The following is a 14723-nucleotide window of genomic DNA, read 5'->3' as shown; positions in this document are numbered from 1 at the left end:
CGGGACGCGCCTTCGGATCAGAGCCCGAGGCAGTCGCCCTCGGCCGGCCGGGCTGCCAGCCGGTTGGCCAGTAAGCCGGCCATGGCGCGCACGCCGTGACCGATCGCTCGCTCGTCGGCGGCGAAGTCCGGGGCGTGCGGCGCGCCGTTGATCCCTGTCCCGGTGTCCGCGACGCCGAGGTAGAGCATCGCTCCCGGCGCCTCGTCGAGGAACAGCGCGAAGTCCTCGCAGTTGAAGGGCCAGGATGCCCGAGCCCACAAGACGGACTCCGGCCCGAGCGCCGTGCTCAGGTACCGGCCGGCCGCCGTGCTGAGCTCCGCCGAGTTCACCATGGCGGGAACGGGATCGCCCGGGAGCTCCACGTGCCCGCCGGCGTCCGCCGCGAGCTGCTTGATCCGTGCGCGCAGCCCGGGAAGCCGCTCCTGCGGCCACACGCGGAGCAGGACATTGACGGCGGGCGTGTCCTCGGTCCAGTGGGCGACGCTCACCGTCTGCTGCATCGTCGCGGCGATGTCCGGCGCCAGCAACGCGTGGAATCGCCCGTGGTACTCGTCGATGCTTCGGGGGAACTCGACGGTGCCGAGCCCCGCCACCTCGGCCGCGACGGCGCCGACGGCCGCGTCGTCGCCGCCCGGCAGCACTATGCGGACGTGGTCGAGCCCGGGCAGGCCGTACCCCGGGGAGACCGCGATGGTGCCGGAGGGGAACGGGCTGCAGTGCAGCGCGTAGAACTCGCGCGGCGCGAGTCGTTGCACCAGGCCGGTGGCGAGCATTGCGCGTGCGCCCTGCAGGGGTTCCTCGGCCGGCTGGAAGACGAACACCACCCGGCCCCGTACCGGCTCATGACCCTGCGCCAGCGTCCGGGCGACGCCGACGCCGACGCCGATGGCGGTGTGCAGGTCGTGCCCGCACAGGTGCGCGACGCCGGGGACGCGCGAGGCGAAGCCCTCGTCGAAGACCCGGCCCGACCGCGGGATGGGCAGCACATTCGTGCGGGCGTCGACGGCGTCCATGTCCGCCCGGTACGCCACCGTCGGACCGTCCGCGGAACCGTCGAGCACCGCGATGACCCCGTGCCCGCCGACACCGGTCGTCACCTCGAGCCCGGCCGCGCGCAGCTGCTCCGCGACCAGCCCCGCCGTCTCCCGCTCCGCACCCGCCAGCTCGGGGTGACGGTGGATCTCCCGCCGAAGCTCGATCAGTTCCTCGTCGAGATTCACCGGGCAACTCTGCACACAGCCGTCGATTCCCCGCACCACCATTTCGGCTCGCGCCCTCTCTGCGCAGTCCCGAGCATCACTGCCACTGACACCGCGCGCACGTCATCCGGCGTCCGCTCGGTCCCGCCACCCGCACGTCGAAGCGGCCAGGCAGCACGTCGAGCAAATACACCGCCCTGTCCGTCAGGCCCGCGACAACGAGCATCGATAGGTGGCGGATGCACCTCATTCGCACCGGATGACGTTGTGTCACCGTCCGCCACATCGACGCGGACGCTACGAATGCGCGGATCTGCCGTGATGGAGTGCGCCGGATCTACCGGTGACAGCTTCAGCGGTGGGCCTCGTCCGGCTTTCCACAGTGATCGGCGGCAGCCACCTTGCTGGTTCGGTACGGCAATGGTCGAGGATGGAGATTCGCCACAACATACGGGCTCATGGAAGCGGTGGGCAGACTGCGACCGCGCCCGTTCTCCGGCCGCACGGGATGCCCGGCAGAATCCGCGACTGTCGCTTCCGGTGGGACGTGGCGGGCCGGCGGCCCGCGCCTGTTTCGTGGCCGACGCCTGAGACCGGCGACCATCCCGGCTATTGCTTTGCGCTCTTCCCTTCTGAGGGACGGTGCCCGGCCTCAGATCGTCCTCTGGTGCGGGGCTTTCCGGCCGCTCGGGATGATCAGTTGCATCAGCCGCATACGTCATCCTGACCAGCGCCCCTGCATGAAGGTCACCGGGGCGGGGATCGCCAGGACGGGGATCGCCAGAACACAGGTCATCGAGGCACAGGTCACGGCCGGGATGCGGGCCCGGGGACTGACCCGCGGCCTCGCGCAGCCGGCGCAAGCGCCGGGAATGACGTTGCACCAAGCCCCACGAGCGGTGCCGCTCATGCTCGCGTCGAAACTTCTCGGCCGCCGGCGAATAATGACGACGCAGCGAGCGTTCCCGCAGATTCTTCGTGGGGAACAATGCGAGCTGCACCATCCCCCCATTGTCCCGGCGGCCACCCGGACTCAACGATGATGACCGCGGATATTTCATATCGAGAAATGATTCGCGGCCGACTGGACGATCAGCATGTTCGGCATGACGAAAACAGCGAGGAGCCACGAGATCCGGCGCTTTCATCCGCCGCGGTCAGGGGCCGGTGAGTCACGAGCCGGGTTGACCGCCGTGTGGACGGGGTGTGGGCTACCGGCTGCTCATCCCGCATATGGCGGACGCAGTGCACCTCGTCAGTACGCGGTACACACGGTAGCCATAGGAATTTCGGCTGACAGTCGGTTCGTCCAGGAATCGGACATGGTGCGACCTTCAACCTCGACGCGCCACTCGTCGTAGCCGTCGGCCAGGAATGCGTTCATGACGTCGCGGTCGTAGGCGTGGATCGGTGACGCGCCGGTCGGTGGAGTGCGAGGAAGATGCGATCGCCTCATGCAAGTCATCGTGCGCAGGGTCGTCATAGCCGACGAGGACGGAGCGGCAAGCTGTTCGCCCAGCACTGCCGAGGCCAGGAGTCTGCACGTCCGACAACGTAGCCGGGTGAGCAACGTCCGGCGTGGCGGCTTCCTCTTCTGCCGCCCGGATTGCGCGGTCACGCCGGCCTGGCAGCCACAGTCCGTACGACGAGCTGATGGTGTGCCCAGACAGGCGACCGTCTCGGCGAGTCGCGGGATCCAGAAGGCGGCCGGTGCGACCGGACCGGCACCGGAAGCGAACCCGGTTCGGCGGCCGGCAGGGGCAGGGCCCTTGACACCCAGACCGGGCACAGTGCAATGCCTCGTCGGCCCGGTCGACCATTGACGAGCCGAAACGCAGGCTCATCCGGGGCCGGCGGGCTAGCCACCGGGGCGGTGAGAAAGATCGGCCAGCAGACTTTCGAACTGCTCGTGCAGAGAGACCTGCGGGTATCCCTGGAGATCGATGATGCGCGCCTCTGCCGCGGTCAAGTCGCGCAGGCGGCCGGCGGGGGTCTCCGCGGCCCCGAACTCGCCGATCCGGGGCACGCCGGGGATCGGCGGTTGGGGCCGGTGGTAGATCTCCGGCTCGGCGGGAAAGCGGCGCAGCAGGCGTTCGTCAGCCCCGACGATGCGCCATCGGCCGGATGCGATCGCCTCTTCGTCGCTGTATCGGACGATGCCGGTCGCCGCCGGGGCGAGGTCACCGGGAGGGGTCCGCAGCGGGTACCGGCCGCCGATCACCCCGAAGCCGGCACCGAACCTGTTCCGGCAGACGAGGACGACCAGGTGGTAGCCCGCGTCCCCGGTGGGCACGGCCAGGATGTCGGCGATGCGAGCCCGCGCCTTCGCACGCCGGAGCTGGACCGTGATCGCGGTGAGCCGGGCGACCTCAGGCGGTTCGAGCAGAGCGGATCCGACGTGGCGAAGCGCATCGAGGATCGCGGGGGCAAGGTCGGCAGCGCTTATCGGCGCACCGGAGCCCGTCTGCCACCAGTGGTGGAACGCCGCCGCGGCGACCGCGTACGCGTTGTCGTTCAGCTCGCCGACCACGGTCGTGTCGCGGGCACGGGCGCGGGGACGCTCGACGAAGCTCTTGATCTCGTCCGGGTGGGCGTCGGCCAACGCGCCCTCCGGCAGCGTCCGGGCGCCGTCACGCAGGATCTCCAGCAGCTCCACCAGGCGTGGTGGCCGGCCGAGATCTTCTTCGACAGCGTCCACCACGTCTCGGAGGCCCGAGGCCAGCACACGAGGCGACGTCGCACTCACGGCCGAACCCTACCGGTCGGGCCGGCCGGCTCGTCCCCGGTCAGCTCTTGGTGACCCAGGTGGGGTGGGCGAGGACGAACTCGTCCACGCGGTCGTTCTTGACCGCCTTCATCAGCTCCCTGCTCGTGTCGCTCAGGATCTCGGCGCTGCCGACGCCGGGGACCGTACGGCTGTTGAAGGTGCCGTTGTTGGTCTTGATGGTGACGAGGTCGTCCGGACGGACCGAACGCATGGCGAAGACCCAGTCCTGCAGGGGGATGCCGCCGTCGTCGACGGTCATCGTCTTGCCGAGGGCCTTGAGCAGCCCGGGGAGCTTCGTGGGTGAGGTCAGGCCGCTGTCGACGATGTTCTTGACGACCGCCTTGAGGAACTGCTGCTGGTGGCGCTGGCGGCCGTAGTCGTAGTCGCCGTTGGCGAGCAGGTCGCGCTGGCGGACGAAGTCGAGGGCCTCGGCCGGGGTGAAGCAGTGGTCGCCCTTGCGGTAGATGTTGGGCGTCACGCCCCTGATCCTGTGGTTGACCGTGCCGTCGGGATTGATCTTGTATGGCGCGGCGCGCTTGCCGGTGCGGTCGTCGGTGCCGATGTGGATCGAGGTGGTGTCCTCGTCGACATACATGCAGACCTTGCCGAGGACGTCGACGACGTGGCGGAAACCCTGGAAGTCGATGATCGCGCCGGCGTCCGGGGTGATGCCGGTCAGCTGCTGCACCGTCTTCGCGAGCAGGGTGAAGCCGCCGGTCAGGGCCGCGTCTCCGGTCAGGCCTCTGCTCCCGTACGCGAAAGCCGCATTGATCTTGTTCTCGCCCCCGGCGTAGGGGACCTTGCCGTTGTCGAAGCGCGGGATGCGCACGAGGGTGTCGCGGGGCAGGGAGATCAGGTAGGCCGCGTCGTGGCTCGCCGGGATGTGCAGCAGGATGATCGAGTCGGACCGCGTGAGCTGGCTCGGATCCTGGCGGGGACGGGTGTCGAGGCCGGCCAGGATGATGGTCTTGGCCCCCTTGATGGTGACGTGTTTCACCTGCGGCCGGATCGTGCCCAGCAGGTTGCGCTTCGTCACCGTCTTGGTGGCCGAGCCGAGCAGCACGCGGGTGCCGGCGACCGCCGTGCCGCTGCCCAGCACGAGCAGGGCGCCGAGGACGAGGCACCAGCGCGCCCATCGCGGTGAGCGTGCCGTGCGGTGCCGCCGAATTCCCTTCATGTCCTTCATGACGGAGGCGGGTCCTCGAAACGTTGCAGTGATCTCAGCGGCGGCGCGAGACCACCGACGAGGCGAGGGCGGCCAGGGCCGTTCGTGCGTCCGGGGTCAGCGGTGCCTGCTCGAGAGCCGCCATGGCCGCGGCGGCGCGCCGGTGGATGAGGTCCTCGATGCCGTCGCGCGCGCCCGTCGCCTCGATGATCGTGCGCAGCTCCTCGGCGCCGGCGTCGTCGAGGGCGGGGTTGCCGAAGAGCTCCCGGATGCGGGCGCCCTGGGCCCGGCCGGCGCGGTCACGGGCCATCGCCACCATCACGGTCGGCTTGCCCTCGCGCAGGTCGTCGATGACCGGCTTGCCGGTGACGGCCGGGTCGCCGAACACGCCGAGGACGTCGTCGCGCAGCTGGAAGGCGTCACCGAGCGGGTCGCCGAAAGCCTGCAGCGCCGCCTGCAGGTGCGGGGACGCCCCGGCCAGGCCCGCGCCGATCTGCAGCGGCCGCGTGACGGTGTAACGGGCGGCCTTCATCCGGATCACCGTCAGCGCTCCCGCCACCGAGCCGTCGCCCACGCCCGAGACGAGGTCCAGGTATTGGCCCGCGATCACCTCGGTACGCATGACCGTGAACAGCCGGTACCCGCGATGGATCCACTCGATCGGCAGCCCCGACTCGTGGAACATGTGGTCGGCCCAGGCCGCGCAGAGGTCGCCGCAGAGCAGGGCGGCGCTGTGGCCGTACCGGACGGCTTCGCCTCGCCAGGAGTGGCGGGTGTGCAGCTCGGCGAAGTGGCGGTGCACGGTCGGCTGCCCGCGGCGCAGGCTGCTGCCGTCCATGATGTCGTCGTGGATGAGGGCGAAGGCGTGGAACAGCTCGAGCGCCGCGGCGGCCGCCACGATGGGCTGGCCGTCGGGCTGGCCGGCGCCGCGCCAGCCCCAGTAGCAGAACATCGGGCGCAGCCGTTTGCCGTCGGCCAGCACGAACCGGCGGACCGCGTCGAGCACGCCGCGCGGGGTGCCGTCCGGCCAGTGCGGCCGCTGGCGGTCCAGGTACGCGATCAGCGCCGACTCGCACCGCCGCGCCAGCCCGGCCGCGTCGGTCTCGGGGGCCATGTCGACGGTCATGAGCCCAGCCCCGCCAGCTCGAGCAGCAGTCCCTTCACCTCGATGGCGGCGATCGAGGCGCGGGCCGCCGAGGCGTCGGAGCAGAGCAGCACCGGCGCATCCTGCGGGTCGGTGGGCAGGCGCCCGTGCGAGCCGCGGACCGCGCGCGCTCCCGCGTCCAGGCCGACGACGTTCATCGTGTAGCGCATGCCGAGCTTCTTGCGCAGCAGCGCCAGCGCTGCCCGGCCCTTGGCGGCGCCCGGCCCGGCGGGGTCGAAGAACAGCTCGGCGGGGTCGTAGCCGGGTTTGCGGTGGATCTCGACCAGGCGGGCGAAGTCGGGTGCCGATGCGTCGTCCAGCCAGTAGTAGTAGGTGAACCAGGCGTCCGGCTCGGCGACGAGGACCAACTCGCCGGAGCGTTCGTGATCGAGCCCGTACGCGGCCTGTCCCGGCCGGTCCAGCACCTCGGCGACGCCCGGCAGGCCCTCGCAGAGCTTGGCGACCGCGGGGATGTCGTCCGGTGAGGCCACGTACACGTGGGCCACCTGGTGGTCGGCGACGGCGAAGGCACGTGACGTCCACGGGTCGAGGTACTCCATCCCGGCCTGCGTGTAGACGTGCAGCAGGCCCTCGCTGCGCAGGAGCCGGTTGATGTCGACGGGGCGGGCGACGTCCGTGATGCCGTACTCGGAGAGGGCCACGATCGTCGCGCCGCGGGCGTCCGCCGCGGCGAGCAGCGGGCCGAGGGTGGCGTCCAGCTCGGCGGCCGCCCTGGCGGCCCGGCGCGACGACGGGCCGTACCGTTGCAGGTCGTAGTCGAGGTGCGGCACGTAGACCAGGGTGAGGTCCGGGTCGTGCGCGGCCATGATGTGCTCGGCCGTCCGGCAGATCCACGCCGACGAGGCGATCCCCGCGTTCGCGCCCCAGTAGCTGAAGAGCGGGAACGTGGGCAGCTCGTCGTGCAGTCCCGGCGGGTACGTGTAGCAGTCGGGGTCCTTGCGTCCGTCGGCGTGGTAGATCGGCCGGGGCGTGACGGTCCAGTCGACCTCGGCGCCCATGGCGTACCACCAGCAGATGTTCGCGACTGTGTAGCCGGGTGACAGGGCGCGGGCCGCGTCCCAGACCTTCTCGCCGCGGACCAGCGCGTTGTGCTGACGCCACAGGAACACCTCGCCGAGGTCCCGGAAGTACCAGCCGTTGCCGACGATGCCGTGCCCGGCGGGCAGTGTGCCGGTCAGGAACGTCGACTGCACCGAGCACGTCACCGCGGGCAGCACGGTGCCGAGCGGGGCCTGGAAGCCGAGGCCGGCGAGCCGGGACAGCCGGGGCATGTGCGGCAGCAGCCGCGGCGTGAGGCCGACGACGTCGAGGACCACCACGGGTTTCATGACGACACCCCCTGTGAGCTCGCGAGCCCCAGCGCGGTCAGCTGGGCCCGGGCGAAGAACAGTTCGGCGGCGATCCCGGAGGCGAGCGCCTCCGGTCCGTCCGGGCGGGACGCCGGCGGCAGCACATGCCACGTGTACGTCTCGACGTCGAAGTGGTCGCACTCGGCGGTGTCCCCGCTGACCAGCTCCCGCAGCGCGGTGACGAGCACACCGACCGTCGTCTGCAGCGGCGGCGTCGGCGCCTCGTGCAACGGCACGTGGTAGTGGATGCGCCACGGCTGCTCGTCGCCGCCCGGGGTCATCAGCGCCTCGTCGAGGTCGTCGGTGGACAGGCCGAACGGGCCGCGGGTCTGGTGCAGGAAGCGCGGCTCGACGTACTCCCCCAGCACGGCGGCGTCGCGTCTCGGGTCGGTGCTGGCCAGTGCCGCGGACACCTGCGTCTTGACCACCGGCAGCCCGGCCTCGCGCAGCCGGCCGAGTGCGAGCGCGGGTTCCTCCCAGGCACAGGCGAGATGGGCCAGGTCGAGGCAGACGCCGAGCACCGACGTGTCGGCCTCGCCGAGCAGCGCGACCGCCTCGGCGGTGTTCTCGATGATGCAGCCGGGCTCCGGCTCGAACGCCACGCGGATCGGCCGCGGCATCCGGTGCAGGCCGCGGGCCAGCTCGTCGAGGCCGCGCCGGCAGGCGCTCGCCCGCGCCGCGTTCCACGGCTCGCGCCACGCGAGCGGCAGGGTCGAGATCGACCCCCGGGCCGCGTCGGCCGGCATCAGGTCGCTGAGGATCCGGGCCAGGTCCAACGTGTACGCCAACCGGTGCGCGGTCGTCCAGTCCGGCTGATAGACCGCGTGCTTGACCACGGGCGCCTGGAACGCCTGGTACGGGAACCCGTTGAGCGTCACCACCTCGAGCCCGCGCGCCACCAGGGCCTTGCGCAGCCGCTGCCGGTCGGCGACGTCGGAGGCCAGCCCGGCGGCCACCGGCGCGGCCAGCCACAGCCCCAGCCCCAGCACGTCGGTGCCGAGCCGCTCCCGGATCGGCACGGCGTACGTGTCCAGCTGCTCGAGGATCTGCTCGAGGCTCTCCCCGGCGTGGACGTTGGTGCAGTACGACAGGTGCACGGTCTGCCCGTCGCGGTGCCGCAGGCGCATCAGCTGCCTCCCCGGGCTATCGAGCTTCCCGCGTACGCGGCGCCGGGGGTGACCGGAGCCAGGTCGAGGCGCCCGGACTGGGCGTAGAACTCGACCGGGTTGCGCCACAGGACGCGGTCGACGTCGTCGGCGGTGAATCCCGCGTCGAGCATGGCCTGCCCGGTGACGACGGTCAGCAGCGGATCGGAGTGTCCCCAGTCGGCGGCGGAGTTCACCAGCACCCGCTCGGTCCCGTACCGTTTCAGGATCTCGACCATCCGCGGCGGCGACATCTTCGTCTCCGGATAGATGGAGAACCCCAGCCAGCAGCCGGTGTCGCGGACCAGGGCAACGGTGATTTCGTTGAGGTGGTCGACGGCGACGCGGCCCGGTTCGATGCCGGACGCCGCCACGACGTCCAGGGTGCGCTTCGTGCCCGCCGCCTTGTCGCGGTGCGGGGTGTGCACGAGCGCCGGCAGCTCGTACTCCAGAGCCAGGTCGAGCTGGGCGGCGAAGGCCTCGTCCTCGGCCGGCGTCATCGAGTCGTAGCCGATCTCGCCGACCGCGACCACGCCGTCCTTGTCCAGGTAGCGCGGCAGCAGGTCGAGCACGCCCTTGCAGCGCGGGTCGTTCGCCTCCTTGGGGTTCAGCGCCAGGGTGGCGTGGTGCCGGATGCCGAACTGCGACGCCCGGTACGGCTCCCAGCCGAGCAGCGAGTCGAAGTAGTCGGCGAACGAGCCGGGGTTCGTGCGGGGCTGCCCCAGCCAGAAGGCGGGCTCGACGACCGCCTGAACGCCGTGCTCGGCCATCCGGCGGTAGTCGTCGGTGGTCCGTGAGGTCATGTGGATGTGCGGGTCGAAGACGCGCATCAGTCCTCCTTGCGCAGCAGGTGCCGGTTGAGCAGCGCGAGGGCGTCGGCCGGCATGCGGCGACCGGCAGCGGCGCGCTCGCGGGCCAGGGCGGAGAGCATGGCCGTCAGCTCGGCGTCGGCGCGGTCGTCGAGGCGGTCCACGACGCTGAGCGGGATCCCCATGAACACGCACTTGACCACGCCCTGGCGCCAGGTGCTCGCGTCGAGGTGCACGGCGTACGGCCCGAGCGCCGCCGCGACGAGCCGTGGGTCGTTGGTGCGCAGCGCGTCCTCCGCCAGCGGCACCCCAGCGTCGCCCAGCTCCAGCAGCGGCAGCGCGTGCAGCACCGCCAGGCGTTCGGCGGCGTCGCCGTACCAGTAGAGCTCCGCGATCCGTCCGGGGTCGGCGAGCGCGGCCAGCAGCAGTACCCGTCCGGCCTGCCCGGCGGTCCATCCCGGACGGTCCGGCAGCGGCTGTCGGCCCAGCTTGCGCCCGGCGCGGGCGAAGAGCGGAGCGACGGTGTCCGGGTCGGCGCGCACGCGGGCCTCCGCGTCGTCCAGCCACGCTTTCTCCGGTACGCCGGCAACCACGGCGCGCAGCTCCTCGAGGGTCACGGCTGTGCCTCCTCCTCGGCGGCCCGCAGGTACGCGAGGGATGCCCGGGCGACGGCCGGCGCCGCATGGGAGTGCCGGGGCAGCTCGACGGCGACCAGGCCGCGGTATCCGCCGTCGATCAGGGCCCGCAGCACGGGCGGGAAGTCGATCTCGCCGGTGCCGAGCTCGAGGTGCTCGTGCACGCCCCGTCGCATGTCGTCGATCTGCACGTTGACCAGGTACGGCGCCGCGTCCGCCACGCACTGCGGCACGGGGTCCGGCTCGAGGCAGCGGCAGTGACCGATGTCGAGGGTGAGCCCGAACGCGGCCGGGTCGCCCAGGTCCGCGCGTAGCCGGTGCCATCCGGCCAGGTCCTCCACGAGCATCCCGGGCTCCGGCTCGAACCCGACCGGCACCCCGAGCATCGCCGCGACGTCGGTGATCTCGGCGCAGCCGTCGACCAGGCGGCGCCACGCGGTGCGCTCGTCGACCTCGGGCGGGCGTACGCCGGCCCAGAACGACACCGCCTCCGCGCCCAGGTCGGCGGCGACGGCGACGGCCCGGCGCAGGAAGTCGAGCCGCAGCTTGCGGTCGTCGTGCAGCAGCGTGGGCGCGTGCTTGCGCCACGGGTCGAGCAAGTAGCGGGCGCCGGTCTCGACCACCACGCCGAGGTGGCGGTCGCGCAGCAGGTCGGCGACCGCGGCGACATCGCGGGCCAGGCCGGGGGCGAACGGGTCGAGGTGGTCGTGGTCGAGGGTCAGGGCCAGGCCGCAGTAGCCGAGGTCGGCGATGACCGCGATGGCCTCGGCGAGCCGGTGGTTCGCGAACCCGTTGGTGCCGTAGCCGTACCGAAGGGTGCTCATGTGGGCGACACCTTGCGGGCGAGCAGCCGGCCGATCGGCACGGCCGCGGCGACGGCGAGCCCGGCGAGGGCCCGGCCGGCTCGGGCGGTCAGGGCGCCCTGCAGGGCCGGCAGTGCCGTGATCCCGGCCCCGACGGCGCTTCGCACCCGCCCCGCGGAGGGGTCGGAGAAGAGGGCGGCCTGCGCGCGGCCGAACCCGGTGGCGTACTGCGCGGCGAGCACGGCGGCCGGGGCACCGCCACGAGCGGCCACGGCTCCGGCGAGCCCGGCCGTGGTGGCCAGCGTCGCCACGGGCAGCGTCGGTGCGGGACTGCCGGCCACCTCATGCCGCGACAGCGCGGTGACGGCGTACGTGTGCAGCCCGATCGCCGTGGCGGCCGGCAGCGCACGGACGGGGTTGCCGGGGCTCGCGCCGAGCAACACGTCGAGCGCGCGGCAGGCAGCCATCCCGGCCGGCCCGGCAGCGGTGTTCTTGAGCCGCAGGTCGTACGCCCACACGGCCGCGGCCAGCGGCACGGCCACGGCGAGGGCACGCGTCCCACCCGTACGGCCGGCGACGGCGAGGCCCGCTGCGGTGAGCCCGGCGGCGACACCCAGCGCGGCGGGTGCCGTCACCCGGCCGGACGGGATGGGCCGCTCGGGGCGTTCCACGGCGTCGAGGTCGCGGTCGGCCCAGTCGTTGGCGGCCATCCCCGCCCAGTAGAGGCAGACCGAGGCGGCCGCGAGCCCCGCGCTGCGGGCACCCAGCGTGCCGGCCGCGGCGGCTCCCGCCACCACGTCGCCGGGCACCGACAGGGCGGCGGGCGCGCGGACGAGCTCGGCGAAGGTCCGCAGCGGCGCTTTCATCGGTGCAGCCCGGCGACGAAACCGGCGAGGGCCTCCCACTGCGCGGCGAGGGCGGACGGGCCGTCGCCGAGCGGGTCCTTGAAGAAGAAGCCGAGCTCGGGAAGCGGGCCGCTGCGCCCGGCGCGGTGCGCGGCGGCGGTCAGCCGGGCCAGGTCCAGCACCAGCGGTGCGGCGAGCGCGGAGTCGCAGCCGTGCCAGGTGAACTCGAGGCGCATGCCGGTGCCGAGGAAACCGGAGAACGTGACCAGGTCCCAGGCGGTCTTGAAGTCACCGATCTCCGCGACGTACTCGATGCGGCTGGTCCCCTCGGGCTCGTAGCCGAGCGCGTCGCCGAGGACCCGCTGCTTGCTGGCGACCTTGGCGGCGTTCGCGCCCGGGTCGGCGAGGTTGGCGCCGTCACCGCCGCCGAGCAGGTTCAGCCCCGACCAGCTCGTCACACGCAGGTTGCGCAGCGCGAACATCGGCGCGAGGACCGACTTCACCAGGGTCTCGCCCGTCTTGCCGTCGTTGCCCGCGTACGGGACGCCGGCCCGCTCGGCCAGCTCGGCGAGGGCGGGTAGCCGGGCACCGGTCGACGGGGTGAAGTCCACGAAGGCGCATCCGGCCTCGAACGCGGCGTACGCGGCCAGCGCACTGGGCGGCACCACGGGTTCCCGGCCCTCGAGCGCCTCCCGCAACGCCGCCAGGGAGGCGTGTGCGGGATGCGGCGCGACGGCCGCCTCGGTGGTGGCGACGTTGAGCACCACCACCCGTTCCAGCCGGTGACGCTGCCGGAAGTCGCGCAGGTCCCTGCTGATACGCCGGGCCGTGTCCGCCTGCGTGTCGCCGGCCGGCAGGGGCCGCAGCTCCTGCTCGCCGGCTCCCAGCTCGTCGGCGAGGGCGGCGACGAGCCGCCCGGGCACGACACCGGCGGCGGCGAGCGTCTCCGCCTTCTTGAGCAGCGGCAGCGCGGCGATGTCGTGGCCGCCGAAGACGAGGTCGCTCCACGCGGGCAGGGGCGCACCACGCAACTGCGGCAGCTCGGTGACGCAGCCGGCCGGTTCGACGAGGCGGGCGCGCAACGCGGCGGCGCCGACGAGCGTGGTGACGGCGACGGAGCCGCGTGCGCCGATCAGCCAGATTCCGGTACGCATGCGGCATCCCTCCCCAGGGGCGGACATAGACGCGCCTCGCGATAACACGACGTATCACCCGTGTTACGTGAAGCGACGCTAACCCAGCGCCTGGGACAAAGGAAACCCTCGATATCGAGAAACTTCTCTGTGCGGTGGAGAAACTTTCCTTCAACCGTACGAAAGTGGGGTGGTCAGCCCTTACCGCTCTTCCCCTTGCCCTTGTTCTTGGCCTTTCCCTTCGCCTTGCCCTTCCCCCCGCTCTTGCTCTTCTTCTCGGCGCTGCCCTTACCGGAGTTCCCGGCCGCGGCCTTGGGAGCCGGCGCGGGCCGCGCGGTGCTGCCCGGAGTCGGCGTGACGGCGGCGAGGATCGGCTCACAGGCGACCCCGTTCACCTCGAAGCGAGAGGGGAACGTGGCGGCATCCTTGTCGTACGCCGCGTCGAAGCCCGTGGTGGCGGTCGCCCCGGGCGCGAGCACCGCTCCCCGGACCTGCGCCTTGCCGCCCTGCTGCCGCCAGCGGTCGTCCCAGGCGCGGACCAGGCGCTGGCCGGACGGCAGGGCGAAGGTGAGGCGCCAGTCGGCGAAAGCAGTCCGTCCCGTGTTCACCACCGCCACCGCGTTGGCCAACCGGCCGCCGGTCGTGCCACGGACCGTGTACCGCACGGCGCAGCGGGGCTGTGCGGGTGCCCCGGCGGCGACGGTCGGTTCCGCGGCCGCGGCGGCGGGGGTGGCTCCCCCGCGTACCGGATCAGGACCTTGCACCGACCAGAACAGGGCCGCGGCACCCACGGCGACGACCGCGGCGGCCGCGCCCACCAGCCGGCGCCACCGCAGCGGCCGGCGGATCGGCACGGTGTCCGCTCCCGCCGCCGGCACCGGCAACGGCGTCAGGCCGGCCGCCTCCGCCAGCACCTCCGCCGCCTCCGCGGCGCTCGGCCGCTTCCGCGGATCCTTCTGCAGGCAGCGACGGCACAACTCGGCCACGTGGGACGGCAACCCGTCGATCGGCGGCAACGGACCCGGCTCGGCGTAGAGATGGGCGCGGACCATCTCCGTCACCGTCCCCGCCTGCCACGGCATCCGGCCCGCCAGCGCCCGGTAGAGCAGCAGGCCGAGGCCGTAGACGTCGGTCGCCGGACGCACCGGGCCGCCGTCGAGCCGCTCCGGCGCGAGGTACGCGGGCGTGCCCAGCACCTCGCCGTCGGTCTCGTCGGCCGCACCCGCCGCGGCCGAGATGCCGAAGTCCAGCAGCTTCGCCCCCGTCGCCGTCACCATCACGTTCCCGGGCTTGACGTCGCGGTGCACCACCCCGCGGGCGTGGGCAGCGGCGAGCGCGGCCGCGACCTGGGCACAGATGGGCACCGCGGTCCGCCAGGGCAGCCCGTCCTGCGCGATGAGGTCGGCCAGCGTGCGGCCCTCGACGAGCTCCATGACCACGTACGGCAGCGGCGGCTCGCCCGGAGTCTCGCCGTAGTCGTACACGTCGACGATGTGCGGATGCCGCAGCCCCGCCGCAGCCCGAGCCTCCAGGCGGATCCGGCCGAGCTGCGCCGGGTCCGGGGCCGCCGCCGCGGACAGCACCTTGATCGCCACGTCCCGCCCGAGCACCTCGTCGTGCGCGCGCCAGACGACCGACATGCCGCCCACACCGATCCGTTCGCGCAGCTCGTAGCGGAGATCCACGGCGGCCCAGTGCCCGGCGGAAC

The 14723-nt window shown here is 72.6% G+C and carries 12 protein-coding genes; all 12 read right to left on the bottom strand.

The features are described from left to right. Nucleotides 1-17 precede the first annotated feature (17 nt). Entirely contained in the window at nt 18-1220 is a 1203-nt protein-coding gene (locus AB0J80_RS21985; RefSeq protein ID WP_364707735.1) for a M20/M25/M40 family metallo-hydrolase, read from the bottom strand. 1837 nt (nt 1221-3057) lie between these two features. Further along, nucleotides 3058-3945, bottom strand: coding sequence for a hypothetical protein (locus tag AB0J80_RS21980; RefSeq protein WP_364707732.1), 888 nt, complete (start codon nt 3943-3945; stop codon nt 3058-3060). Between the two features lie 40 nt (nt 3946-3985). Next, complete coding sequence (locus AB0J80_RS21975; RefSeq protein WP_364707729.1) at nt 3986-5143, bottom strand: LCP family protein; 1158 nt, start codon at nt 5141-5143, stop codon at nt 3986-3988. Nucleotides 5144-5186: 43 nt separating this feature from the next. Then, nucleotides 5187-6257, bottom strand: coding sequence for a polyprenyl synthetase family protein (locus AB0J80_RS21970; protein ID WP_364707726.1), 1071 nt, complete (start codon nt 6255-6257; stop codon nt 5187-5189). Further along, entirely contained in the window at nt 6254-7624 is a 1371-nt protein-coding gene (locus AB0J80_RS21965) for a nucleotide pyrophosphatase/phosphodiesterase family protein (protein ID WP_364707724.1), read from the bottom strand. Before AB0J80_RS21965 ends, AB0J80_RS21970 begins: the two co-directional genes overlap by 4 nt. After that, on the bottom strand, nt 7621-8772 hold the full coding sequence (gene eboE, locus AB0J80_RS21960) for a metabolite traffic protein EboE (RefSeq protein WP_364707722.1): 1152 nt from the start codon (nt 8770-8772) through the stop codon (nt 7621-7623). The genes AB0J80_RS21965 and eboE overlap by 4 nt, the downstream gene beginning before the upstream one ends. After that, nucleotides 8772-9620, bottom strand: a complete 849-nt coding sequence (locus tag AB0J80_RS21955) for a TatD family hydrolase (RefSeq protein WP_364707720.1) — start codon at nt 9618-9620, stop codon at nt 8772-8774. The genes eboE and AB0J80_RS21955 overlap by 1 nt, the downstream gene beginning before the upstream one ends. Next, complete coding sequence (locus AB0J80_RS21950) at nt 9620-10216, bottom strand: EboA domain-containing protein (RefSeq protein WP_364707718.1); 597 nt, start codon at nt 10214-10216, stop codon at nt 9620-9622. Before AB0J80_RS21950 ends, AB0J80_RS21955 begins: the two co-directional genes overlap by 1 nt. Beyond that, entirely contained in the window at nt 10213-11058 is an 846-nt protein-coding gene (locus AB0J80_RS21945) for a sugar phosphate isomerase/epimerase family protein (protein WP_364707717.1), read from the bottom strand. The genes AB0J80_RS21950 and AB0J80_RS21945 overlap by 4 nt, the downstream gene beginning before the upstream one ends. Next, a complete protein-coding gene (locus AB0J80_RS21940) occupies nt 11055-11903 on the bottom strand; it encodes an SCO3242 family prenyltransferase (protein ID WP_364707715.1) in 849 nt (282 codons plus the stop codon). The genes AB0J80_RS21945 and AB0J80_RS21940 overlap by 4 nt, the downstream gene beginning before the upstream one ends. Further along, entirely contained in the window at nt 11900-13036 is a 1137-nt protein-coding gene (locus AB0J80_RS21935; RefSeq protein WP_364707712.1) for an inositol-3-phosphate synthase, read from the bottom strand. The genes AB0J80_RS21940 and AB0J80_RS21935 overlap by 4 nt, the downstream gene beginning before the upstream one ends. Before the next feature lie 173 nt (nt 13037-13209). Further along, on the bottom strand, nt 13210-14700 hold the full coding sequence (locus AB0J80_RS21930; RefSeq protein ID WP_364707710.1) for a serine/threonine-protein kinase: 1491 nt from the start codon (nt 14698-14700) through the stop codon (nt 13210-13212). Between the last annotated feature and the right edge of the window lie 23 nt (nt 14701-14723).

The sequence above is a fragment of the Actinoplanes sp. NPDC049548 genome, assembly GCF_040676695.1.
In the GTDB taxonomy this organism is placed as follows: Bacteria; Actinomycetota; Actinomycetes; order Mycobacteriales; family Micromonosporaceae; genus Actinoplanes.
This window is presented reverse-complemented; position numbering and strand designations above follow the sequence as displayed.